Below are 22,323 nucleotides of genomic sequence, written 5' to 3'. Positions count from 1 at the left end.
TCCCAGCAGGTACTCGGAACACGCGGAAAATGAGGAACGATGAGCAGATTCCATCAGGCCCGTCCATGGCGTTCACTGATCGCCGCCGGTGCGGCCATCACCGTGACCGCCGGTGTGGTCGCCGCCGCGCCCGATGCCGAAGACTCACAGCCCGCGCCGAAGCTGAGCCTGATCGCCGCATCGACGTCGGTGACTCTCGACTCGTGGAAGGAAGAACCTGGCGTCTACCTGGACCTCGGTACGTACGTAACCGCCGAGAACGGGCCCCTCGAACTCAAGGTGACGCGCAAGTCCTACAAGGACCCGGTCGTCGCCACGCAGATCATCCACGAGGGCACGAAGACCCGGACCAAAACCCTTCCCCAGGGCCTGGTGAAGGGCTTCGGGGGGCTGCCGGGCTTCGCTCAGATCCAGATCACTGACGCGGCCGGCAGGACCGTGGTGAACAAGTCCGAGGCCTTCTGTCCGAACAACGCCTCCGGCCGGATCCGCCCCGATGCCCCGGCCAAGTCGAAGTACCCCGAGAGCTGTCCCGAGAACCCGTTCACGCTCGGCTCGGTGTGGGGTGTCGAGAACGGCTGGGCGTCCAACACGTACGCGGGCTACTACTCCAACCCGGTCGCACTGCCGGCCGGAAAGTACACCGCCAAGGTGTCCGTACGGAAGCAATACCGCCTCTTGTTCGGCATGGAGAACAAGCCTCAGACGATCAAGCTGACCGTACGAGAGCGCAGCTATGAGGAGGGCGCGGGCGCACCCGCCGCCATGAAGCACGGGTCGCACTCGGCCGGGCACTCCGGTCACGGCGCGATGCGCTCGCCGGCGCCCGCCGCCGCGACGAGCGGGGCCGGGCCGTCGTACAACGTCGGCCACGGGCCCCACACTCCCGCACCGCCCGCCCTCCCGTGGGCACTCAAGAAGGCCGCGCTCAGGGCCGGTCCGGTGGGCGACGGGACCGGGCAGACCGACGGTTCCCGGAAGGCTCCCGCGGTGAAGCCCGCCGCGCAGCGCCCGACCGGCACGCCGGAAGTGCCGGACGTCCCCAAGCCCGATCTCCGTTCGCTGCCGGCCTACGGCATCGCCATCAGCAAGGGGCAGGGCAGCACTCGGGGCAAGGACTACCTGGCGTTCAGCGCCAACGTGTGGAACGCCGGTCCCGCACAGCTGGTGGTCGACGGCTTCCGCAGCCCCGGCAAGAAGCTGATGGACGCCTATCAGTACTTCTACGACGCCGACGGGAAGCAGGTCGGCTACACGCCGACCGGCACCATGGAGTGGGACCCGCGCAAGGGGCACGAACACTGGCACTTCACCGACTTCGCCAGCTACCGGCTGCTCAAGGCCGACCAGAGGGAGTCGGTGCGCAGCGGCAAGGAGGCCTTCTGCCTGGCCAACACCGACGCCGTCGACTACACGGTGGAGAACGCCAACTGGCACCCGAACAACACCGACCTGTCCACCGCGTGCGGCCAGGAGAACTCCATCTCGGTCCGGGAGGTGCTCGACGTCGGCTCCGGCGACACGTACACCCAGGACCTTCCCGGCCAGTCCTTCGACATCTCCAACCTGCCGAACGGCACCTACTACATCCAGGTGCTGGCCAACCCCGAGAAGCGGCTCAAGGAAACCAGCCTCACCAACAACAGCGCTCTGCGCAAGGTCGTCCTGGGCGGCACGCCGGGTGCCCGCACGGTGACCGTGCCGGCGCATGACCTGGTCAACGCCAACTGACTCTCGCCAGTCGCAACGGCACTTCGGCTCCCGAGCTCAGCGCTCGGGAGCCGAAGTCGGCGCGTGGCCAGGGAGCCGGCGCGGTAGCGAGGGAGTCGGCGGTCGGCCCGTGGCGCCGGGTAGAAGTTACGACGGCGTCAGGCGCAGCAGAAACAGGGCGGTGTCATCCATGCGGTCCGGCGATGGACGTGAGCGCCGCATGAGCGCGTCGGCGAGGGCGTCGAGGTCGCGCGCCCCCTCGCTGAGGGCGTCAGCGAGGTCTGCGGTCCCTTGCTCAATGTCGCTGCCCGCCCTTTCCACCAGGCCGTCGGTGAACAGCGTCAGGACGGCGCCGGGCGGCAGGTCGAATTCGATCGCCTCGTACTGGGCGGAGGGGTCGATGCCGAGCAGGAGGCCGGGGGGCACGGCGACGCTTTCCGTACGTCCGCCGGGGTCTCGCAGAAGAGGCGGGAGGTGGCCGGCGGTCGCCAGGCACACCCGGTGGCGGACGAGGTCGATCTGGGCGTACAGGCAACTGGTGAACAGCCCGGGATTCAGGTCGGTCAGCAGGCGGTTGGTGCGCGCGAGGACATCGTCGGGGGTCGCTCCGGCGATGGCGTTGGCCCGGACGGCGGTACGGACCTGGCCCATCAGGGCGGCAGCGGTGACGCTGTGCCCCTGAACGTCTCCGATGACGGCGGCGGCCGTGGTTTCGTCGAGGCGTACCAGGTCGTAGAAGTCGCCTCCGATGTCCATGCCGCGGGTGGCAGGCATATAGCGGGCCGTCGCCTGCAGGCCGGGCAGCGCCGGGAGTGCCTGCGGCAGCAGGCTGGCCTGCAGGGTGCGGGCGAGACCGCTCTTGGTGTCGTACAGATGCGCGCGGTCCAGCGCCTGTGCGGCAAGGCCGCCGAACGCGGTCAGAATGGCTCGCTCGTCGTGCCCGAACACATGGGGCCGGTCGTACGCCAGTACGCAGCAGCCGATGGGCCGGCCGGCGGCGACGAGGGGCAGGAACGCCCAGGCGTGATTGCCGTCGTCGTCCACGGCGTGCGGGAAGGCGTCGTGGAGTTCGCGGCGGGAGGCGAAGAAGGCCGTTTCGGCCGTGGTCACCGCGCGGCCGCTGGGGTGGTCGGGCGACAGGGGCACGTCACCGAGCCGTTCCATCTCCTCGGCCCCGTAGCCATGGTGGCCCCGAAGGCGCAGTTTGCCGGCCTGTACGGCGAACAGGGCGACCGCGTGTGCGCCGAAGCTGGGCGCGATCTGGTCGACCACCAGCTTGATCACGTCCGGCACGCTGAGAGCTTCGGTGAGCGCGGCTGCCAGATGCGCCAGTTGGTAGAGCACCCCCACCCGGGTCGGCGCGGCTCCCGCGCCCGGTGGCACGGCGGTGTCCGGCAGCGGGGGCAGGGACGCGGCTCCTCCGGCTCCCGCTCCACCGGCTGCGGCTCCCGCCACGTGGGAGCGGGCGATACGCACGCTGATCCCCCGTGCGTCGGGATAGAGCTCGAAGGACAGCCACAGGTCATCGGGGCGCCGAACCGTGAAAGACGTAGGGTGGCGGCTCATCACGGCCGACCGGTATCGGTCTTCGAATACGGGGTCGTCCAGCCAGGGCATGGCTTCCCACGGCCGTGCCCCCAGCAGCGCGGGAACTGTGCTGCCGACCAGCTCCGCCCCGTTGGGGGTGATGAAGGTGATGCGGCCGTCGAGGTCGAGCGCGCAGCAGCCCTCCGGAAGCCGCTCGGTGAAGTCCACCGCGGCCTGGGCCTCCATCTGCGTGACCATGCGGCGCCGTGGCACCGCAACGATTCGCGGTTCGGGCCTGGGCAGGATCGGATGGCCGCTTTCCTCCGCGCGGCGCAGAGCCGCACCGACGTATCCGGATGCCTTTTCGATCGCCCTCTGCCGCTCGGGTTCGATCACCAGCGGGTGGGAGCCCGGCCACAACAACACCAGCCCGCCCCAGGTCCGCTGCGCGCTGACCGCCGGCGCGGCCGCGAGGGCGAAGGAGTACGGCAGCGCCAGGCCGATGCGCGGGTAGCGGCGGGCGAGCTCCCCTTCGGCTCCGACCCAGACCAGGCGGCCCTCCCGTACCGCCTCCGCCAGCGGACCCGAGGCGGACATTCCCACTCTGGCCCAGGGCATCGCGAGGCTGGACGGCACTCCGGCGAGCACCACGGCCGACAGCACTTGGCCGCTCGACGTGAGTACGTAGATCCCGCCGCCGTACGCCTCGGACTCGCGCAGCACCCGGGAAAGCAGCCGGTCCAGTACCTCCGGCCGTCCGGTCTCTTCCTCCGGCGATGCCATGGATTACCGTCCTGCTGGTGCGCGCGGCCCCACAAGAGACATATCTCTGGACGCTACGCCCAGACCGCTGACGGCGCACCCGCAAGGTGTACGGCGCCGGCCTGCCGGGAGGAACGGCGCGTCAGGCGCCGGCCACCAGCATCCCTCCCATCGTGACCATGGTCGCGGCGACCAGGCCGTCCAGGACGCGCCAGGCGGCGGGGCGCGCCAACAGGCCACTGAGCAGGCGGGCCCCGTAGCCGAGGGTGGTGAACCAGGTCAGGCTGGCCAGCACCGCGCCGACCCCGAAGGCCCAGCGCAGGGAACCGTGGTCGGCGGCGACGGAGCCGATCAGCAGCACGGTGTCCAGGTAGACGTGCGGGTTGAGCCAGGTCATCGCGAGGCAGGTCAGCACGGCCTTGCGGGCCGACCCGGCCGTGGAGCCCTGCGTGCTGAGGCCGGCGCCGGGTGCGGGCCTGAGCACACGCCGGGCGGCGAGGACGCCGTAACAGATCAGGAACCCGCCACCGGCCAGGCCGACCACGGTCAGGGCGGCGGGCCACTCGGTCACCACGGCTCCCACTCCCGTGACGCCGAGCGCGATGAGGACCGCGTCGGACACGGCGCAGATGGCGACCACGGCGAGCACGGCGTGCCTGCGCACTCCCTGGCGCAGCACAAAGGCGTTCTGCGCGCCGATGGCCACGATGAGGGAGAGTCCGGTGCCGAAGCCGATGAGTGCCGCTGTGAGGGTTCCGTGGTTCATGACCCCGACGGTATGGATCAACCGGGCATCAGTACAGCTAAAGATTCTAACGTACCCTTAGTGTTTGTGATGGACGAGCTTCCTCTGGACCTGGTGCGTACGCTGCTCGCGGCCGTGGACGAGGGCACCTTCGACGCGGCCGCGGCGGCCCTGCACGTGACGCCGTCGGCCGTCAGCCAGCGCGTCAAGGCGCTGGAGCAGCGCACCGGCCGGGTGCTGCTGATGCGGACGAAGCCGGTGCGCCCGACGGAATCCGGGCAGGTCGTGGTGCGGTTCGCGCGGCAGCTGGCCCGGCTGGAACTGGACGCCCGGGCGGAGCTGGGAATCGCCGACGGTCAGGGCCCGGCGCGGCTTCCCATCGCGGTCAACGCGGACTCCCTCGCCACCTGGTTCCTGCCGGCGCTGACCCGCGTACCTCAGGACCCGCCGGTCTGCTTCGAGCTGCACCGCGAGGACGAGGCCCACACCACGGCGCTGCTGCGGGAGGGGCAGGTGATGGCGGCGGTCACGTCGTCGCCGGACCCGGTGGCGGGCTGCACGGTACGCCGCCTGGGCCTGGCCCGGTACCTCCCGGTGGCGAGCCCCGGTTTCGCCGCGCGTCACCTGTCCGGGTCTCTGGAACGCGACCTGCGCGACGCCCCGGTGATCGTCTTCGACCGCCGTGACGACCTCCAGGACGCCTTCGTACGCTCGCTCACGAACGACGGGACGGGCGCGGGCCGGGTACGCCACCACGTGCCTACGTCGGAGGGGTTCTGCGACGCGGTGGCCGCCGGGCTGGGCTGGGGCCTGGTGCCGGAACCGCAGGCGGCGCCGTTGCTCCGCGCGGGCGCGCTCACGCTGCTCGCGCCCGGGCGCCCCATGGACATTCCGCTGTTCTGGCAGCAGTGGAAGCTGGACTCCCCGGCACTGGCCGCCGTGGCGGACGCGGTCGCCCGCACCGCCGCCGAGGCACTGCTGGCCCCGGCCTGAGCGGACAAGCCGCGGGGCGTGCGTCGCCGGCGGTGCGTTCCACCTGCCCCCGGCGCACTGTCGGCCAATGGCTCGTGGGTGAAACCTTTGGGGTGATCTGTCGCAACCGGTGCGGGCACCCCGCGTTGATCAGCCCGCGTGATCAACGTACGCCCGCCCGCGGGCCTCCCCGCCACTGTCAGGAGCCAGCCAGCCCATGCTGTACGGACAAGCCTTGCGCGACGAGATCGCCTCCGCCGGGACAACACCGCTCATCGGCGTGTACGACATGTACTCCGCCTCCCTCGCGGCCGGGCACTACAACGGTCTCTTCGTATCCGGTTTCGGCTTCGCCGCCTCTTACTACGGGCTTCCCGACATCGGGTTCATCGCGTGGCCGGACATGGTGGCCTTCGCCGAACGTCTGCGCGGCGCGTTTCCGCGGCACCACCTGCTCGTGGACATCGATGACGGCTACGCCGATCCGGAACTGGCCTGCCACGTGGTGCGGCGCCTGGAGCGGGCGGGGATCTCCGGAGTGATCCTTGAGGACCAGAAGCGCCCACGCCGCTGCGGCCACACCGACGGCAAGCAAATCCTGCCGCTGGAGGAGTACCTCGACAAGCTGAACCAGGTCCTCGCGAGCCGGGCCGACCTGGTCGTCGTCGCACGGACTGATGCCACCGACGACGAGGACATCCTGACCCGCGCGAAAGCCCTGGCGGCGACCGGCGCGGACGTGGTGCTGGTCGATGGGGTGCGCAGTGTCGAGGCGATCCACCGGATCCGTGCGGTCATCGGGAACAAGCCGCTCCTGTTCAACCAGATCGCCGGCGGCAAGTCACCACGGTTGGCGCTCTCCGAGCTGGCAGCGCTCGGCGTCGACGTGGCGATCTACAGCACGCCGTGCCTGTTTGCCGCGCACCGCGCGATGGAGGAGGCCATGACCGAACTCAAATCCACGGACGGACGCCTGCCCGCCTCCCAGGACACCGGCGGCATCGGTGTCGGCGAGGCCACCGCGATGCTGACCGAAAACCTCCGTCGGCACAGCACGGCGACGCGAGGGAATCCGTAGTCGGATGCCGTGATGCCGTGCACGGCGCCCGACGCTCCTCTCGGCCCTACCGCCACCGCCGGTTCGTGCCTCTCAGGGCCGGGCTCAGGCTGCGCCGGGCCTCCCACTCGTGGAAGAGCCGCCCGACCAGCGCCCCGCCGTACACCACGAATCCCACCCCCACCAGCCAGGACTGCAGGACCAGCACCGTGCCGAACGGGCCGTACGTCACCGCGTTCGACGCGATCAGCGGCGAGAAGACGTACTGCGAGAAGATCCGCAGCCCCAGCAGTCCCACAGCCGTCAGGGCGGCCCCCGGCGCCAGCGCACGCCAGCGGATCCGGCCGCACAACAGCAGTCGCTGCGACCACCAGAAGAAGAAGAACAGCCCGATGACATCGCCCCCGGCGACCAGCACGGTCACGACGGCGGACGACTGTTCGGGAGCAGGTGTCTTGACGAAGATCAGGAGGGCGGCGACCAGCAGCGCCAGCCAGACCACATGGCGCCACATCGTGTGCCATCGGGCTGTCGGCAGGGACCAGACGCGCTCGTACCCGCTCTGCACGGCGGAACCGAACGTGACGCCGAACGTCGCCAGCGCGGCGAGACCGAATGCCGTGGTTCGCTGCAATGCCTGCCCCGGCCGGCCGAAAAGCTCCTCGACCTCCGCCTGCGACACCTCGGACACGCCGAGCCCCGCCACCAGCCATCGGGCGAAGCCCTGCCCGCTCGCCAGGTCGGCCGCGGCGACGACGATCAGCAGGGGCACCAGGGTGAGGAAACTCAGCGCCGCGAAGCCCATGGCACGGTGCATGAGCTCCACCTCACGCCCACGGTTCCACGTGACCCCGACCACCGAGTCGCGCAGTCGTCGTTGAAGCCGCTCGAACCGATCTCCGTGCTGTGGGCGGCCCTCATGAGGCGTACCGGATTTCAGGGGCATGTCCCGTCGAGTACCCGCAAGCGCTCCCGCTGCCTCCGGCGTGCCGCCGAACGGGTGCCCCGGGTGCCCGCCGGGGTGGGTGCCCCGGTGGCCCGGGGCACCCGTGCCTCACCAGTAGTGACGTCGCCCGCCGACCGCCCGCCCCAGCGATCCCAGGATCCAGAGGAGGACCCCGATGGCGACGAGGATGATCCCGATGGTCCAAAGGATGCCGATGCCGGCCACCAAACCGATGATGAGCAGAATGATTCCGAGGACGATCATGGTGTCCGCCGATCTCGCAGAACGGTTTCTCTACCCAGCTGGTCCCCAGCCGTCACCAGGTCAAACCTGCCTATTCCGCCCAGCTCAGCCGGTCGGAGTTACGGCTTCCACCAGGCGCCGGAGGCATCGCGCAGTGTGTTCGTGCCGCAGTGCACTTCCCCCTGGCCGAGGTGATACGTGTACCAGTCGTCGAGGTACGACACCTTCATGCCGGCCCCGGTGTACGCGGCGTTCACGGCGGACGTGAATATGTCCTTGCCCCCGATCACGGGACCCCATTGGCGCGGGGCCAGGTAGCGGCCCCCGCCCAGCACGATCCCGTTGACCGCACCGGGGACGTAGGCGCTGGTCATGACGGTTTCCGGGGCTGCCCCGGCGCGGTCGGCATGGCGCGCGAGCTCCTGCTGCTGCCCGTACTCGCGGACCACGTCCGGCACCTTGCCCGCGCCCATCCGCGTCAGCCGTGGCATGCGCTCGCCGCGTTCGCCCTCTTCCGTACCGCGGGTGTACAGGGCGGGCACCCGTACGACCTCGGCGTCCGTCGCACCCGTCTCGCGCTGGAGCACCTCCAGGTTCGCCTTGATCCGCTTCGCGGCCATGGTGTTGTCGGACACCAGCCACCTCGAGGAAAGCGCCTGGTCGATGGTCTCCTTGGGAGCGGGCATGCCCGGGCTTCCCGGCACCGAGAACATCCGCGTCCTGCCGTGGCCGGCCTCCTGCGCCTCGCGCAGCAGCCGCAGCCCCGCTTCGGGATCGGCGATTCCGATCTTCCAGCCGCGCGGGGTGTCCGCGGGGAGGAACTGAACGAACTCGTCGACGTGCCCCACATGCAGCCACGAGGTGTCGAGGAGCAGCGGGGCCTGGAAGCCCTGCGCCTTCAGGAGCGTACGCATCGCCTTCGCCGGCTTGGAGCCGTTGTCCTTGCGCTCCCCCATGATGATGCGCCCGGCCGGGAAGGACCGGCCGGCGTGGGTGTACGGGGGGATGGTCTCCAGGTTCCCCATCGAGTTGAGGGTCGCCTCCTCCGAGTCGCGCACCCCGGACACCTGCACCACACCCACGCCGTTGCCGCGCAGCTTCTCGAACAGCTCCCGGCCGGCCTCGCGGTCCGGCTGCGCGGACCGCAGCATGACGCGCATCGCCTGCCTGCTCCCGCCGGGACCGGCCATGCTGACGTAGCCGGGTTCGACGAAGTCCTGCGCCCAGATGTCGTCGTACTTGTCGAAGGTCAGCAGCGGTTTGTTGATGCCGGCCGACTTGACCTCGGCCGCGAGGCCCTTGACGAACGCCTGCTGCCGGCGCGCGTAATCGTCACTCCCCCGCACCTTGGTGACCATCAACTGCTGGGCAGTCTGCAGGTGGTGGTGGGTGAGCAGCGGGGCGACCCGCAGAGTCACGTCGTCCGACGTGCTGTTCCCGCCGGAGGTCACCGTCAGGCGTATCACGGCGCGGCCGTCCCAGACCGCGCTGTCGCGTATCACGTCTGTGCCTTCGACCCCGAACTCCACACCCGAGCGGAGCTCGGCGGCGGACAGGCGGGTCCCGGCCGTCACCCAGGTCCAGCCGGAGGAGCGTTTGACGAAGACCCGCACCTTGTTGCCACCGGCCACGACCTTCAGCGTGCCGGTCGCCGTCGCGGGCAGGTTCGTCATCGGTACGGACCGGACGCGGGCCAGGTCGGCAGCGTCGCCGGAGCCGTTGACCTTGGTGTCGGCCGCGTCGTTGCACGCGGCCAGCTTGGCATCGGGCAGCGGCCTGCCGTTCGGGCCCTTGACCGCGCACCGCTTGGTGTCGTCGTCGATGTTGGGGAGGAAGACCGCCCCTGTGCGCGGGGACCAGCTGTCCTCACCGGCGGTGTCCGTCGCGCCGGTGGCGTCCACCCGTCCGTCCCGGTTGACGTCCGCCCGCAGGTCGGCCCGGGGTGGATCCGCGGCGAACACCGGTGACACGGGCGCCAGTACGGCCCCTATCGCGGTGAGGGCCACTGCCCCATGTCTCACATGGCTCGTACCCAAGATGTGTCCCTTCGTCATGGCCGGCTGTCGGCTTCAGGCCCGAAGAGGCTGGGAACGAGCGGTCCGTTGCCTGTCGGCGCCGGGATCATCCCGGAGGCATCGTGAGGTGCGACCGGTGGAGGAGGCGGTATCGGCCCAGGGCATGACGAAATGTGACGCGGGCTCGGCTAACGGCGTCAGCCGCCACGGCGCCACGGCACAGGATCGATTCACGATGGCCTGAATTCAGAATTTCGTGTACCGTCCGGCGGGTGCTGACTCTCGCTGACGACATCGAGGTGCTGGCGCGGTTCGGCCGCGCGCTCGCCGACCCCATCCGCTGCCGGATCCTGCTCGCCCTGCGCGAGGCCCCGGCCCACCCCTCCGACCTCGCCGACGCCCTGGACATCTCCCGTACAAGGCTGTCGAACCACCTTGCCTGCCTGCGGGACTGCGGCCTGGTCGTGGCTGTGCCCGTCGGCCGCCGCACGCGCTACGAGCTGGCGGACGAGCGGTTGGGGCACGCGCTGGACGCCTTGCGGACCACGGTGCTGGCGGTCGAGGCGGACCGTACGTGCCCGACCGCGGAAGAGCAGGGCTGCTGCTGATGAGCGCGGGGACACCCCTCGACGCGGCTGCGGCCCCCGCTCGCCGTGACGTACTGGCGCGCCGGATACGCCTGTTGGTCGCGGCGACCATCACCTACAACGTCATCGAGGCCGTCGTCGCGATCACCGCGGGTACGATCGCCTCCTCCACCGCACTGGTCGGCTTCGGTCTGGACTCGGTCATCGAGGTCTCCTCCGCCACGGCGGTCGCCTGGCAGTTCTCCGCCCGCGATCACGCCCTCCGCGAGGCCCGCGAGAAGACGACTCTGCGCATCATCGCGCTCTCGTTCTTCGCGCTCGCCGCGTACGTCGGCGTTGACGCCGTCCGCGCACTGGCCGGCACCGGCGAGGCCGACCGCTCCATACCCGGAATCGTGCTGGCGGCCCTGTCCCTGGCCGTGATGCCGTTCCTCTCCGCCGCCCAGCGCAAGGCCGGGCGGCAGCTCGGTTCGGCCTCGGCCGTCGCCGACTCCAAGCAGACCCTGCTGTGCACCTACCTGTCCGCCGTCCTCCTCGTCGGCCTGGTCCTCAATGCCACCCTCGGATGGACATGGGCCGATCCGATCGCCGCCCTCGTCATCGCCGTCATCGCGATCAAGGAGGGCTTCGACGCCTGGCGCGGCAAGGGCTGCTGCGCCGCCCCCGCCACCACCACGGTCCTCAAAGGCGAGGCGGACACCTGCGGTTGCCGATCCGGCGGCGGCTGCTGCGGCTGATCCGGGACGGATCGGAACATTGGGGGGCCGGTCATACGACCTCAGCCTCGATCGGGGCCGGGGCGTTGTCCCGGGACCGCAGGATGCCGGCCGCACAGGCCGCGATGACGCAGAAAGCCACGGGCAGGAGGAACGTGAGGTTGAGCGGGACGAAGTGGGTGAGCGGTCCGATGATCGCGGGTCCGGCGAGCATGCCGAGGTAACCGAGGCCGGCGACCCGGGAAACGTTGGCTCCGGCGGCGTCCGGGTCGGCGTGGCCCGCGGCACTGAAGAGCTGCGGAATGCAGCCGGACAGCCCGGTCCCGAACAGGGTCCAGCCGACGAGCGCCAGCGGAATCCAGGGAGACAGCGCCGCCAGCGTCAGACCGAGTGCGGCCAGGGACGCGCCGTACCGGACGATGGCCACCGGGCCGAAGCGCGCGGCTACCCGGTCGGCGAGCAGACGACCGATGGTCATGGCCGTGGCAAAGGCTCCGTACGCGAGCGCGGCGGTGGCGGCGGACGCGTCCAGGACGTCCCGCAGATGGAGCGCGCTCCAGTCGTTGGCCACCCCTTCGCAGAGCATGAGCATCAGGGCGAGAGCGGCCAGTACCCAGATGCGCCGGGGTGTGCGTCGGCGCGTCTTCGCCACGGTCCCGGAGACTTCCGCGGTGCGGGCGGGTTCGAGGCGCAGCAGCGCGGGGGCGGCCAGCACGGCCACGACGACGCCGAAGAGCGCCACCGCGCCGAGGGATACGGCCGGACTCGAACCCCAGCTGAGTGTGCGGGCGCCGACGAGAGCGGCCAGGACGCCGCCGATGGAGAAGGTGGCGTGGAAGGCGGACATGACGGGGCGCTCGTACCCGCGCTCCACCTGAACGGCATGGGCGTTCATGCTGACGTCCAGGCAGCCGTTGCCGAAGCCGAGCACCAGCAGCGCCGCCCCCAGCGTCCAGGCGTTCGTAGCCAGGCCCGGGAGGACCAGGGCGGCGCTGCACAGTGCCGCGCTGACCGGTACGACGGTGCGGGCGCCGGTCCGGTCGGTGAGCGGGCCGACGATCCGCATACCCGCGAAGGCCCCGGCGCCGAGCAGGAGCAGGAGCCAGCCGAGCACGGCATGGCTCGTCCCGGCACGGTGCTCGATGGCGGGGACATGGATGATCCACATCCCCATGAGAAAGCCGTTCAGGGCGAAGTAGGCAAAGGTGGCCAGCCGGCCTGCCCGCAGCGATGTGTCCATGCCTATGAACATAACGAACAATATGAATGTTTGTAATCTTGCACTTCAAACAAACTCCATGTTCAATGTGGGCCATGGCGAGCACAGACCGATGGAGGCAGATCACCGATGCCGTGCGCGAGGCGGGCCGTATGGGCGTCGCGGAGCTGGCCGAACTCACCGGCGCTTCGGAGATGACCATCCGCCGCGACCTGGAAGCCCTGGCCGACCAGGGAGTCCTGGAGCGCTACCGCGGAGGAGCGAGAAGTCTGCTGCTGTACGGCGATGAACCCCCCTTCGCACTGCGGGCACGGGAGGGGCTGGAGACCAAGCAGCGCATCGCCGCCGAGGTCGCCGCACTCATCTCCGACGGCGAGTCCGTCGTCCTCGACAGCGGCACCACCTGCCTGGAGGTGGCCCGCGCACTGGAGCACCGCCGCCTGACCGTGATGCCGCTGTCCCTCCACGGAGCGAACGCGCTGAGCGCGGCGCCGCACTTGACGCTGCTGGTGCCGGGCGGGCGACCGCGACCGGGCGAGCTGGCGCTGACCGGCCCGCTGACCACGGCGTCGCTGGCCGCCCTGCGTTTCGACACCGCCGTCATCGGCTGCTGCGGGCTGAACGCGACGGACGGCCTGACCGCGTACGACCTGGACGACGCCGCCGTCAAACGCGCCGCGATCGCTTCGGCCCGCCGCGTCATCGCCGTCGCGGAGGCAACCAAGCTCTCCCGTACCGCTCTCGCCTTCGTCGCCCCGGTCTCCGCCCTGCACCTCATCGTCACCGACGAGGCCGCCTCGGATGATGCGACCGACCCACTGACCACCGCCGGCGTGCCCGTACACAAGGTGTGACCGCGCGCCCGGCGTCGGCGCTTCCCCACCCCAAGCGCAGGGGTCCCCGGTTCCTGACGACCGGGGGCCCCTGCTTTCACATCGCGCCCAGGCTGCGCGGCACGGTGTCACGTGCCTAACGTGGAAGGACGGGTAGCAGGCTCCTCTCCTTGGAAGGGAACGACCAGCTATGACCGAAACCGGACAGCAGAACGGTCCCGGCGCCCGGGGGCGGACCACCATCTCCGACGGTGTGGTCGAAAAAATCGCCGGCATGGCAGCCCGCGATGTGACGGGCGTCCACGCGATGGGAAGCGGGATCTCCCGGGCCTTCGGGGCCGCACGCGAACGCGTGCCCGGCACCGGAAAGTCCGTATCGCGTGGAGTCAAGGTCGAAGTGGGCGAGAAGCAGACGGCGATCGATCTGGAGATCGTCGTCGACTACGGCGTCTCGATCACGGATGTCGCCGGCGCCGTGCGAGGGAACGTGGTCTCCGCCGTCGAGTGGATGACGGGCCTGGAAGTCGTCGAAGTCAACATCGCGGTCTCCGACGTGAAGCTTCCGGACGAAGAGGAAGAAGAGGAAGCAGAGCAGCCAAAGCTCCGCTAGCCGGCCTGGTGGCTTGGCTCAGCCCCTGAAGTGGGACTCCAGGCGCGTCCATTGCCGCAAAGTTAGTGAAAATGATTGTCGTTATGGATATGGTCTTACTCATGTCCATGACCCAGTGGAGACTCACAACAATCGGCGTCAGCGCGGTAGTCGCGGCTGCGCTCCTGACCGGGTGCACGTCCACCACCGCCGCGGACCGTGGCGACCGCGAGCCGGCGCAGCGCGCCCAGGACATCAACTCCCGGGCGCCGTCCGCGCTCCGGGACGGTGGTGACCTGCGGATTCCGGTCGACGCGCTGCCGACCAACTACAACCCGGTCCAGGTCAACGGCGCCCGCGTCGTCACCTGGCAGCTCGCCGAAGCGATCTTTCCCGGCGCCTTCAGCGACACGGCCGACGGTGGTCACGTCCTCAACAAGGACTTCTTCGCCGCGGCCGCGCTGACCTCCCGCAAGCCCCAGGTGATCACGTACAAGATCCAGGAAAAGGCCCGGTGGAGCAACGGCCGCCCGATCACCTGGGCCGACCTCTGGTCCCAGTGGAAGGCGCTGAGCGGCAAGGACAAGCGGTTCGAGGGGTACAGCAACGTCGGCTACCAGGACATCGCTTCGGTGGCGCGCGGTACGTCGGACAAAGAGGCGGTGGTCACTCTCACCAGGCCGTTCGCGGAGTGGCACGGGCTGTTCAACCTGCTGGTGCCCAAGGAACTCAGCGCCGACCCCGAGAAGTTCAACAGGGGCTGGCTGGAAGGGCCGGCCATCACCGCCGGTCCGTTCTCGGTCGATGAGATCGACCGGACAGCGAAGACCATCACGCTCGAGCGGAACGCCAACTGGTGGGCGGCGAGACCGCCGTTGCAGCGGGTCATCCTGCGTGTCCTGGACCCGGCCGCGCGAGCCGACGAGCTCGCCAACGACGGCATCGACATCTATCCGATCGGCGCGGACCTGGATCTGTTCACCCGGGCCCGGGGAATCGACGGCGTAGAGATACGGCAGGCGCCCGAGCGGCTCGCCGGACAGCTCACCTTCAACGGCGGCCGGGGCGCCCTCCTCCGCGACGAGCCACTGCGCAAGGCGATCGCTCGGGGCATCGACACGAAGGCGGTCACCACCGCCCTGATGGGGAAGATCGTCCCGGGCGCCGAGCCCGTCGGCAACCACATCCTGCCGCCGAGCGATCCCGGCTACCGGGACAACTCCAAGGCGCTGCCGTTCGACGCGGACGCGGCCCGCTCGCAGCTGGACGCGCTCGGCTGGAAGCAGCAGGGGAACGGCAAGGTACGGGCGAAGGCCGGACGGACGCTGTCGCTGCGCTTCGTCGCGCAGGCCACACCGGTCGGCCGTACCGTATCGGGGCTCATCAAGGACCAGCTGGCCGCGATCGGCGGCGACGCGCGCATCCGGTCCGTACCACTGGAGAAGTTCTACGACAGCTATCTGCTGCCGGGGAACTTCGACCTCATCGCCTTCGAGTGGACCAAGTCCGCATCGCCGTTCGCCCATGACCGGCCGGTCTTCCAGAAGCCCGAGGGTGACGACTTCGGCAGCAACTTCGGGCGGATCCACATCCCCGCGATCGACGCGCTGTACGACCGCGGCCTGGCCGAACTCGACCTGGCGAAGCGGCAGAAGATCGCCAACGAGATCGACGTACTGGCCTGGAAGCACGCGCACCATCTGCCGCTGTACGCCGGTTCCGGGGCGTACGCCGTGCGGTCGGGCCTGGCCAACTACGGGGCTCGCGGGCTCGGTGCGTACGGTTTCTCCCGGGCCGGATTCGAGAAGTGAGCAGGGCCTCCAACCTGGCGGCGTTCCTCTGCGGCCGGCTCGCCGGTCGCGTCGCGCTCTGCCTGGCCGCGACCTTCGTGGCGTACGCCCTGGCCTCGCTCAGCTTCGACCCGCTCGCTGAGCTGCGCGGTCACCAGCCGCCCCCGCCGCAGGCGGTCATCGACGCCAGGGCGGAGCGGCTGGGGCTCGGGAAGCCGATAGCCGAGCGGTTCCTGGGCTGGCTGTCCGGCCTGCCGCGCGGCGATTTCGGCGAGACGGTGAGCGGCAACGCGGTCTCCGGCGAGGTCTGGCGGCGGTCCGGGACCAGCATCCGCCTCTTCCTCGCCGGGAGCGTACTGGCCGTGGTCTTCGGCGTGCTGCTCGGTCTGTGGGGCGCCATGCGCTCCCGGGGCGCCACGGACCAGCTTTCGATGGCCGGCGCGCTGGCGATGATGGCAGTCCCCGTGTTCGTACTCGGCACGCTCCTCAAGCTCGCCTGGCTGCCGGTGAACGAAGCTGCGGGGACTCAACTCCTCTACTTCTCCGGCGAGTCGACGACCGGTGCGGACCTCGGCGGCTGGGCGGCGTTACGGGACCAGCTCCAGCATCTCGCCCTGCCGACCCTCGCCATCGCGCTCCCGCAGATCGCCTTCTACAGCAGATACCAGCGGGCGGCGATGCTCGACGTGCTCGGCAGCGAATTCCTTCGCGCGGCACGGGCGAAGGGCCTGCGGCGGCGCACGGCCGTGCTGCGGCACGGGCTGCGGATGGCGCTGATCCCGATGACCGCCCTCTTCGCCTTCAGCTTCGGTCTGCACATGACGGGCGGGGTGTTCACGGAGCGGATCTTCGGCTGGCACGGGATGGGCGACTGGATGCTGCGCGGCATCCAGGAGGAGGACGCGAACATCGTCGCCACCGTGACCTTGTTCATCGCCGTTCTGGTGGTGCTCGCCGGGTGGGTCGCGGACGCCCTGCTGGCCGCCCTCGACCCGCGGGTACGCAAGGGCGCGGCGTGAGGCGGCTCGTCGGCAGCCCGCTCGCGCTCATCGGTTCGGCGCTGCTCGCGCTGCTGGTGCTGACCGCCTTCGCGGGCCCGCTGCTGTATCCGTACGGCCACACCGAGCAGGACCACACGGCACTGCTCGCCCCGCCGTCGTACGAGCACTGGCTGGGGACCTCCCGGCTGGGTGAGGACCTGCTGGCGCAGAGCATGCGCGGGCTGCAGAAGTCTCTGGTGATCGGCCTGCTGGTGGCGGTCGTCTCGACGCTGCTCGCCGCGCTCGTCGGCACGGTCGCGGGCCTTGCCGGGCGGTGGGCCGACCGTAGCCTGATGTGGCTGGTGGACGTGCTGCTGACGCTGCCGCCCTTCCTCATCGTGGCGGTGCTCTCGCCGGCCCTGCGCGACCGCAGCTGGATCCTGATGGTCCTGATCATCGCCGCGTTCCAGTGGATGCTGACGGCGCGGATGGTCCGGGCCCGCACGATGAGCCTGCGCGGGGCGGACTTCGTACGGGCGGCCGAGTTCATGGGGGCTTCCCGGGCCCGGATCATCGTCACGCATCTGCTGCCCAACATGGCGCCGCTGCTCATCATCGACTGCACCATCAACGTCGGCGCCGCCGTGCTCAGCGAAGCCGGACTGAGTTACTTCGGTTTCGGCATCCAGCCGCCCGACGTCTCGCTCGGCACCCTGGTCGCCACCGGCAGCGGCTCGGCGCTCACCTACCCGTGGGCCTTCTTGGTGCCCGTCGGCTTCCTGGTGACCGCCGTAGTCGCGGTGGGACTGCTCGGCGAGGCGCTGCGCCGGGCACTCGGACAGGAGGAAAACCATGTCGCCTGACCGCCCGCCCGTCCTCGAAATCGAGGACCTCAGCGTGTCCTTCCGGGGACGCGAGGGGCCGCGCACCGCGGTGAGCGCGGTGAATCTGACCGTACGGCGCGGAGAGACCGTGGCGGTCGTCGGCGAGTCCGGATCGGGGAAGTCGGTGACGGCGTCGGCGGTCATGGGGCTGCTGCCCAGGTCGGCGCGGGTGCGGGGATCGGTGCGCTTCGCAGGCGGCGAACTGCTGGGCAGGTCCGACCGGGAGCTGTCCCGTCTCCGGGGCGACCGGCTGGCCATGGTCTTCCAGGACCCGCTCGCCGCGCTGACACCGATCTTCAGCGTCGGAGCCCAGATCGCGGAGGCGATCACCATCCACCGGCCGGTCGGCCGGACCGCCGCGCGCACGCGGGCGGTCGAACTCCTCGATCTGGTGGGGATACCGGACGCGGCGGCGCGCGCCCGGGCCTTTCCGCACGAGTTCTCCGGGGGGATGCGCCAGCGGGTGGCCATCGCCATGGCGATGGCGAACGAGCCGGAGCTGATCATCGCGGACGAGCCGACGAGCGCGCTCGACGTCACTGTCCAGGCTCAGATCCTCGATGTGCTGGCAGAGGTCCAGCGCGCCACGGGAACAGCGCTGCTGCTCATCACCCATGACCTCGGCGTCGTGGCGCGCGTGGCGGACCGCATGGCGGTCATGCACCGCGGCCGGATCGTCGAACAGGGTGCGGTGCAGGAGCTGTACGACTCACCCCGCAGCGCCCACTTGCGTGAACTGCTGAGCGCGTCAGAGCCGTTGACCGCAGGGGAGGACGCCTCCGTACGGGCCGAGGAGGCACCCGTAGTGCTGCGGGTGGACGGTCTGCGACGGGACTTCCCGCTGCGGGCGGGTCGGCTGCGCCCCGGCGGCGGGGCGGTGCTGCGGGCCGTGGACAGGGTGAGCTTCGAGCTGCGCGGCGGTGAGGCGCTCGCCCTGCTCGGCGAGTCGGGCTGCGGCAAGAGCACCACGCTGACGGAGATACTCCGGCTGCGGCCTCCGGAGGCCGGGCGCATCGAAGTCCTCGGCCGTGACCTGGCGGCACTGGACGGCCGTGGGCGCAGGGACATCAGGCGGCGGCTCCAAGTCGTGTTCCAGGACCCGACGGCGTCCCTCGATCCTCGGATGACCGTGGGCGCGATCATCGGCGAGCCGTTGCGGATCCTGCGGGTGCCCGCCGCGATACGTCTCGCGCGGGTCGCGGAGCTGACGGAGCTGGTGGGCCTGCCGGCCGACTGCGCCAGCCGTCACCCGGCGCAGCTGTCAGGTGGCCAGCGGCAACGGGTCGCCATCGCCCGGGCGTTGGCATCGAAGCCGGACGTCGTCCTGCTCGACGAACCGGTCTCGGCCCTGGACACCTCTCTGCGCTCCGGGATCATGGAGCTGCTGGACGGCCTGCGGGCCCGGTTGCGTCTGTCGTATCTCCTCGTGTCGCACGACATTCCGCTGGTACGCCGATCGGCGGACCGGGTCGCCGTCATGTATCTCGGGCGGATCGTCGACACCGGAACGGCCGCCGAGGTGCTGGACGCGCCGGTGCATCCGTACACCCAGGCCCTTGTCTCGGCGGCTCCACTGACCGATCCGCGAGCCGAGCGGGACCGGCAACGCGTCGTCCTCACCGGAGAGTTGCCCCGGCCGACCGAGCGACCGACGGGGTGCGCGTTTCGCACCCGCTGTCTGCTGTACGCCACTCTCAACCCGGCGGGCCAAATGGTCTGCCGCGAGCGGGAACCCCAGCTGGAGCGCCTTTCCCCCGTCCACACGCAGCTCGTCGCATGTCATCACCACCAAAAGGCCGATGGAATGAAGGAATCCGAATTCCCATGGGCCGCGGCACACCCAGAAACAGCTTGATGGGGATGATTTTCATGGTCTAGTGTCATCCGTGTCTGCTTCTCCGACCCGGTTCATCCACCTACGAGAAGATCTGGAGACCGCGTCTCACATGGCGACTCCGCTGTTTCTTGCCCCACGCCTGGAATCCAGGCTCACCTCGCTGCTGGATTCCCCCGGATTCCTGCACGATCTGGTCTCCGCACTCGGCTCACCGCTCAATGTGGTCCTGCCCGATCAAGTCGCGGAGAATCTTGAACAGTTCCGTTCGGTCTACCGGCGTCATCGTCTCGGCGGTGACATCTTCTTCGCACACAAGGCCAATAGGTCGAGTTCACTCGTACGACGGCTGGCGGCCACACCCGCTGCCATCGACATCGCTTCGCTCGGCGAACTCCAGCACGCTCTCGGCTCGGGTTTCGCTCCCGACCGGATCATGGCCACTGGGCCCAAGAACCCGGAATTCCTGTGGCTGGCCGCCCGTAGCGGAATCACCGTCAATATCGACTCGCGGGCGGAGCTGGAAGAACTCGCCGCTCTCGTCGGCAAGTTCGGTCTGCCCCGGGTACGGATCCTGCTGCGGCTCTCGTCCTTCGAGGCGACCGGCACCACGGTGCTGACCCGCAAGAGCCGGTTCGGCACCTCCGTACAAGAGTTGGACAGCCTGCTGAACGCCGTCGAGAGCCACCGCGACACCACAGAGCTCATCGGCGTCGCGTACCACCTCGACACCATCGGCCTGCCCGAGAAGGCCGTCGCCCTCGAAGGCTGCATCAAGGTCATGAACGCGTGCCACAGCCGGGGTCTGCGGCCGCGCGTCATCGACATCGGCGGCGGCTTCGGCGTCAACTACCTGGCCGACGGCGAGCAGTGGGAGCGGTACACCACCGAGCTCACCAACGCCGTACTCGGCAGGCGGTCGCCGCTGACCTGGCAGGGCCACGGTTACGGCCTGCGCAGCGAAGGCGGCACGCTGCGCGGAGCGCTCGGCCTCTACCCCGCGCACCGGCCCGTCGCCGGCCCGCGTTATCTCGACGAACTGCTCTCCCTGCCCGCCCCTTCGCTGGGCGGCCGGCCCCTTGCCACGCTCCTGCTGGAGAATCTCTACGACCTGTACACCGAGCCCGGCCGGGCGCTCGTCGACCAGTGCGGGCTCGCGCTCGCGAAGGTCCTCGAAGTGCGCCGTACGGCGGCGGGCGACTGCTTCGTACGGCTGGAAATGAACGCCGGGGACGTCAGCCTGGAGGAGCACGGCGTCCTGGTCGATCCCGTACTCGTCCCGCGCCCGGGCGGGGCCGCCGCGACGTCCGACAACGACTCGGGTCCCGTCGGCGTACATCTCATCGGAAACCTGTGCCTGGAAGCCGACTTCATCACCCGGCGCACGGTCTTCCTGCCCCGCCTTCCGGTCCCGGGCGATCTGCTCGGATTCGCCAATACGGCGGGCTATTTCATGGACTTCAGCGCCGACCACGCACTGCACCAGCCCATAGCGCGCAAAGTCGCGGCTTTCGAGGACGCGGGCTCATGGCGCTGGTGTCTCGACGATCAGTACTGGCCCAACATCACCACGGGGGAACACATATGAGGTACGACAGCATCACCGAGGTCATAGGCGACACCCCACTGGTCCGTATCGACCCTTCCGTACACGGACTGCGGAACATCGACCTCTACGCGAAGCTCGAAATGCTCAATCCTTTCGGTTCCGTCAAGGACCGGGCCGCCTGGAACATGGCGCGGCCCCATCTGGGCGAGGCGCAGCAAAATGGCCATTCCGTCGTGGAACTGTCCAGTGGCAATACGGCTAAGGCGCTCGCCGTCATCGCCGGAATGCACGGCCTTCCCTTCAAGAGCGTCACGAACCGGATGAAGGTCCCGGAGATCAAGGACCTCCTTCTGCTGCTCGGCGCCGAAATCGAAGAGCTGCCGGGTCAGGCCGAATGCCTCGACCCCACGAATACCGAGGACCCGCTGACCCGGATCCACCAGATGCTCTCCGACTCCGAGAGCGCTTATCTGCACACGGACCAGTACTACAACCCCCTCAACGTCGAGGCGCACACCTCCGGCACGGGGCCCGAGATCATCAAGGACCTGGGCGGCAGCGCCCCCGACTACTTCGTGGCCTGCGTCGGCACGGCGGGCTCCTCCACGGGAACGGCCCGGGCGCTGCGCGCGCACGATCCCGCGACCGGTGTCATCGGCCTGGTCGCCCACAAGTCGGACTTCATCCCCGGCATCCGCAACATCGACGAGGTCCACGAGGTGGGGCTCTTCGACCCGGCGACGTACGACACCGTCGAGTCGGTGACCGCGGACGAGGCCATCGACGGAATGCTCACGCTGGTACGGCGCTGCGGCATGCTGGCGGGGCCGACGGGCGGAGCCGCCTATTTCGGCGCCGTACGCCATCTCCAGGGTCTGGACGAGCAGTTGACCGACCGAAAGTCCGCGGTCTTCATCGTCTGCGACCGGGTCGAGAGCTATATGAGCTACGTCCGGCAACGGCGTCCCGAGCTGCTGAACCAGCCGGCCCGGCAGAACTCCGTGGCCACCCTGAGCGACTCCGAGCTGGCCGCCGCCACCGTCGCCACCGTCGTCGATGTAGCAGGGGCACAGGCCTGGATCGAGCAGGAGCGTCCGCTGGTCATCGACCTGCGCGGCTCCATCGCCTTCCGCGCCCTCCACATCGAGGGGTCGGTCAACATCGTCGACCAGCTCTTCGACGAACTCCTCCACGGCGGCCTGCCCTTCGGCAGCAAGCAGCCCGTGCTGCTCGCCTGCCCGGTGGGTGAGCAGTCCGTGAAGTACGCCGCGCTGCTCACCCGCATGGGCCACACCGACGTACGCAGCCTGGCCGGCGGGGTCATCGCCTGGCGGGACGCGGGCGCGCCGATGGTGAGGGACTGAC

At 69.7% G+C, this 22,323-nt stretch carries 19 protein-coding genes; 13 read left to right on the top strand and 6 right to left on the bottom strand.

Translation table 11 applies throughout. From position 1 onward, the window contains the following. Positions 1 to 39 precede the first annotated feature (39 nt). Positions 40 to 1,731 carry a lysyl oxidase family protein gene (locus ABZX79_RS11175; RefSeq protein WP_355254549.1) on the top strand — a complete coding sequence of 564 codons (1,692 nt, stop codon included), beginning with the start codon at positions 40 to 42 and terminating at the stop codon, positions 1,729 to 1,731. Between the two features lie 126 nt (positions 1,732 to 1,857). Here the strand turns inward: ABZX79_RS11175 and ABZX79_RS11170 are convergent, their stop codons facing one another. Together ABZX79_RS11170 and ABZX79_RS11165 are read right to left on the bottom strand one after the other, a co-directional pair. Next, the gene (locus ABZX79_RS11170; RefSeq protein WP_355254547.1) at positions 1,858 to 4,020 is read right to left on the bottom strand and encodes a SpoIIE family protein phosphatase; all 2,163 of its coding nucleotides are present in this window, start codon (positions 4,018 to 4,020) and stop codon (positions 1,858 to 1,860) included. 121 nt (positions 4,021 to 4,141) lie between these two features. Beyond that, positions 4,142 to 4,765 (bottom strand): LysE/ArgO family amino acid transporter, encoded by a 624-nt coding sequence (locus ABZX79_RS11165; protein ID WP_355254545.1) that lies wholly within the window; start codon positions 4,763 to 4,765, stop codon positions 4,142 to 4,144. Positions 4,766 to 4,834: 69 nt separating this feature from the next. Here ABZX79_RS11165 and ABZX79_RS11160 point away from each other — a divergent pair, with 69 nt between their 5' ends. Both ABZX79_RS11160 and ABZX79_RS11155 read left to right on the top strand, forming a co-directional pair. Then, positions 4,835 to 5,737, top strand: a complete 903-nt coding sequence (locus tag ABZX79_RS11160) for a LysR family transcriptional regulator ArgP (RefSeq protein WP_355254543.1) — start codon at positions 4,835 to 4,837, stop codon at positions 5,735 to 5,737. A gap of 196 nt (positions 5,738 to 5,933) precedes the next feature. Next, a complete protein-coding gene (locus tag ABZX79_RS11155) occupies positions 5,934 to 6,794 on the top strand; it encodes an isocitrate lyase/PEP mutase family protein (protein ID WP_355254541.1) in 861 nt (286 codons plus the stop codon). Positions 6,795 to 6,840: 46 nt separating this feature from the next. Here the strand turns inward: ABZX79_RS11155 and ABZX79_RS11150 are convergent, their stop codons facing one another. The 3 genes from ABZX79_RS11150 to ABZX79_RS11140 all read right to left on the bottom strand — a co-directional run bounded on the left by ABZX79_RS11150 (position 6,841) and on the right by ABZX79_RS11140 (position 10,016). Beyond that, positions 6,841 to 7,719: a YhjD/YihY/BrkB family envelope integrity protein gene (locus tag ABZX79_RS11150; RefSeq protein WP_355254539.1), complete on the bottom strand. Its 879-nt coding sequence runs from the start codon at positions 7,717 to 7,719 to the stop codon at positions 6,841 to 6,843. A gap of 108 nt (positions 7,720 to 7,827) precedes the next feature. Beyond that, positions 7,828 to 7,983: a DUF6131 family protein gene (locus tag ABZX79_RS11145; protein WP_355254537.1), complete on the bottom strand. Its 156-nt coding sequence runs from the start codon at positions 7,981 to 7,983 to the stop codon at positions 7,828 to 7,830. A gap of 98 nt (positions 7,984 to 8,081) precedes the next feature. Then, on the bottom strand, positions 8,082 to 10,016 hold the full coding sequence (locus tag ABZX79_RS11140; protein ID WP_355254535.1) for a protein-arginine deiminase domain-containing protein: 1,935 nt from the start codon (positions 10,014 to 10,016) through the stop codon (positions 8,082 to 8,084). Positions 10,017 to 10,249: 233 nt separating this feature from the next. Here ABZX79_RS11140 and ABZX79_RS11135 point away from each other — a divergent pair, with 233 nt between their 5' ends. Then, positions 10,250 to 10,585 (top strand): metalloregulator ArsR/SmtB family transcription factor, encoded by a 336-nt coding sequence (locus ABZX79_RS11135; RefSeq protein ID WP_355254533.1) that lies wholly within the window; start codon positions 10,250 to 10,252, stop codon positions 10,583 to 10,585. Further along, a complete protein-coding gene (locus ABZX79_RS11130; RefSeq protein WP_355254909.1) occupies positions 10,585 to 11,301 on the top strand; it encodes a cation transporter in 717 nt (238 codons plus the stop codon). The genes ABZX79_RS11135 and ABZX79_RS11130 overlap by 1 nt, the downstream gene beginning before the upstream one ends. A gap of 31 nt (positions 11,302 to 11,332) precedes the next feature. Here the strand turns inward: ABZX79_RS11130 and ABZX79_RS11125 are convergent, their stop codons facing one another. After that, on the bottom strand, positions 11,333 to 12,520 hold the full coding sequence (locus ABZX79_RS11125; RefSeq protein WP_355254531.1) for an MFS transporter: 1,188 nt from the start codon (positions 12,518 to 12,520) through the stop codon (positions 11,333 to 11,335). A 74-nt stretch (positions 12,521 to 12,594) separates the two neighbouring features. Between ABZX79_RS11125 and ABZX79_RS11120 the strand changes: the two genes are divergently transcribed. From ABZX79_RS11120 to ABZX79_RS11085, 8 genes are all read left to right on the top strand, one after another. Continuing rightward, the gene (locus ABZX79_RS11120) at positions 12,595 to 13,353 is read left to right on the top strand and encodes a DeoR/GlpR family DNA-binding transcription regulator (RefSeq protein ID WP_355254529.1); all 759 of its coding nucleotides are present in this window, start codon (positions 12,595 to 12,597) and stop codon (positions 13,351 to 13,353) included. A 169-nt stretch (positions 13,354 to 13,522) separates the two neighbouring features. Further along, positions 13,523 to 13,942 (top strand): Asp23/Gls24 family envelope stress response protein, encoded by a 420-nt coding sequence (locus ABZX79_RS11115; RefSeq protein WP_214967783.1) that lies wholly within the window; start codon positions 13,523 to 13,525, stop codon positions 13,940 to 13,942. 101 nt (positions 13,943 to 14,043) lie between these two features. Continuing rightward, a complete protein-coding gene (locus ABZX79_RS11110) occupies positions 14,044 to 15,732 on the top strand; it encodes an ABC transporter family substrate-binding protein (RefSeq protein ID WP_355254527.1) in 1,689 nt (562 codons plus the stop codon). Next, positions 15,729 to 16,730: an ABC transporter permease gene (locus ABZX79_RS11105; protein ID WP_355254525.1), complete on the top strand. Its 1,002-nt coding sequence runs from the start codon at positions 15,729 to 15,731 to the stop codon at positions 16,728 to 16,730. The genes ABZX79_RS11110 and ABZX79_RS11105 overlap by 4 nt, the downstream gene beginning before the upstream one ends. Then, complete coding sequence (locus ABZX79_RS11100) at positions 16,727 to 17,554, top strand: ABC transporter permease (RefSeq protein ID WP_355254523.1); 828 nt, start codon at positions 16,727 to 16,729, stop codon at positions 17,552 to 17,554. Before ABZX79_RS11105 ends, ABZX79_RS11100 begins: the two co-directional genes overlap by 4 nt. Next, positions 17,544 to 19,430: an ABC transporter ATP-binding protein gene (locus tag ABZX79_RS11095; RefSeq protein ID WP_355254521.1), complete on the top strand. Its 1,887-nt coding sequence runs from the start codon at positions 17,544 to 17,546 to the stop codon at positions 19,428 to 19,430. Before ABZX79_RS11100 ends, ABZX79_RS11095 begins: the two co-directional genes overlap by 11 nt. A 91-nt stretch (positions 19,431 to 19,521) precedes the next feature. Next, positions 19,522 to 20,997: a Y4yA family PLP-dependent enzyme gene (locus ABZX79_RS11090; RefSeq protein WP_355254519.1), complete on the top strand. Its 1,476-nt coding sequence runs from the start codon at positions 19,522 to 19,524 to the stop codon at positions 20,995 to 20,997. Further along, complete coding sequence (locus tag ABZX79_RS11085; protein WP_355254517.1) at positions 20,994 to 22,322, top strand: pyridoxal-phosphate dependent enzyme; 1,329 nt, start codon at positions 20,994 to 20,996, stop codon at positions 22,320 to 22,322. The genes ABZX79_RS11090 and ABZX79_RS11085 overlap by 4 nt, the downstream gene beginning before the upstream one ends. Position 22,323: the final 1 nt, after the last annotated feature.

The sequence above is a fragment of the Streptomyces sp. NPDC002994 genome (genome assembly GCF_040611155.1).
Classification (GTDB): Bacteria; Actinomycetota; Actinomycetes; order Streptomycetales; family Streptomycetaceae; genus Streptomyces.
The sequence above is the reverse complement of the archived record's forward strand: the minus strand, read 5'-3'. Positions and strand labels throughout refer to the sequence as shown.

What these genes read in the sequence shown, in the direction of transcription:
- ABZX79_RS11175 (WP_355254549.1), top strand. Translation starts at nt 40, where the DNA reads ATGAGCAGATTCCATCAGGCCCGTCCATGGCGTTCACTGATCGCCGCC.
- ABZX79_RS11170 (WP_355254547.1), bottom strand. Translation starts at nt 4,020, where the DNA reads ATGGCATCGCCGGAGGAAGAGACCGGACGGCCGGAGGTACTGGACCGG.
- ABZX79_RS11165 (WP_355254545.1), bottom strand. Translation starts at nt 4,765, where the DNA reads ATGAACCACGGAACCCTCACAGCGGCACTCATCGGCTTCGGCACCGGA.
- ABZX79_RS11160 (WP_355254543.1), top strand. Translation starts at nt 4,835, where the DNA reads ATGGACGAGCTTCCTCTGGACCTGGTGCGTACGCTGCTCGCGGCCGTG.
- ABZX79_RS11155 (WP_355254541.1), top strand. Translation starts at nt 5,934, where the DNA reads ATGCTGTACGGACAAGCCTTGCGCGACGAGATCGCCTCCGCCGGGACA.
- ABZX79_RS11150 (WP_355254539.1), bottom strand. Translation starts at nt 7,719, where the DNA reads ATGCCCCTGAAATCCGGTACGCCTCATGAGGGCCGCCCACAGCACGGA.
- ABZX79_RS11145 (WP_355254537.1), bottom strand. Translation starts at nt 7,983, where the DNA reads ATGATCGTCCTCGGAATCATTCTGCTCATCATCGGTTTGGTGGCCGGC.
- ABZX79_RS11140 (WP_355254535.1), bottom strand. Translation starts at nt 10,016, where the DNA reads ATGACGAAGGGACACATCTTGGGTACGAGCCATGTGAGACATGGGGCA.
- ABZX79_RS11130 (WP_355254909.1), top strand. Translation starts at nt 10,585, where the DNA reads ATGAGCGCGGGGACACCCCTCGACGCGGCTGCGGCCCCCGCTCGCCGT.
- ABZX79_RS11125 (WP_355254531.1), bottom strand. Translation starts at nt 12,520, where the DNA reads ATGGACACATCGCTGCGGGCAGGCCGGCTGGCCACCTTTGCCTACTTC.
- ABZX79_RS11120 (WP_355254529.1), top strand. Translation starts at nt 12,595, where the DNA reads ATGGCGAGCACAGACCGATGGAGGCAGATCACCGATGCCGTGCGCGAG.
- ABZX79_RS11115 (WP_214967783.1), top strand. Translation starts at nt 13,523, where the DNA reads ATGACCGAAACCGGACAGCAGAACGGTCCCGGCGCCCGGGGGCGGACC.
- ABZX79_RS11110 (WP_355254527.1), top strand. Translation starts at nt 14,044, where the DNA reads ATGTCCATGACCCAGTGGAGACTCACAACAATCGGCGTCAGCGCGGTA.
- ABZX79_RS11095 (WP_355254521.1), top strand. Translation starts at nt 17,544, where the DNA reads ATGTCGCCTGACCGCCCGCCCGTCCTCGAAATCGAGGACCTCAGCGTG.
- ABZX79_RS11090 (WP_355254519.1), top strand. Translation starts at nt 19,522, where the DNA reads ATGGCGACTCCGCTGTTTCTTGCCCCACGCCTGGAATCCAGGCTCACC.
- ABZX79_RS11085 (WP_355254517.1), top strand. Translation starts at nt 20,994, where the DNA reads ATGAGGTACGACAGCATCACCGAGGTCATAGGCGACACCCCACTGGTC.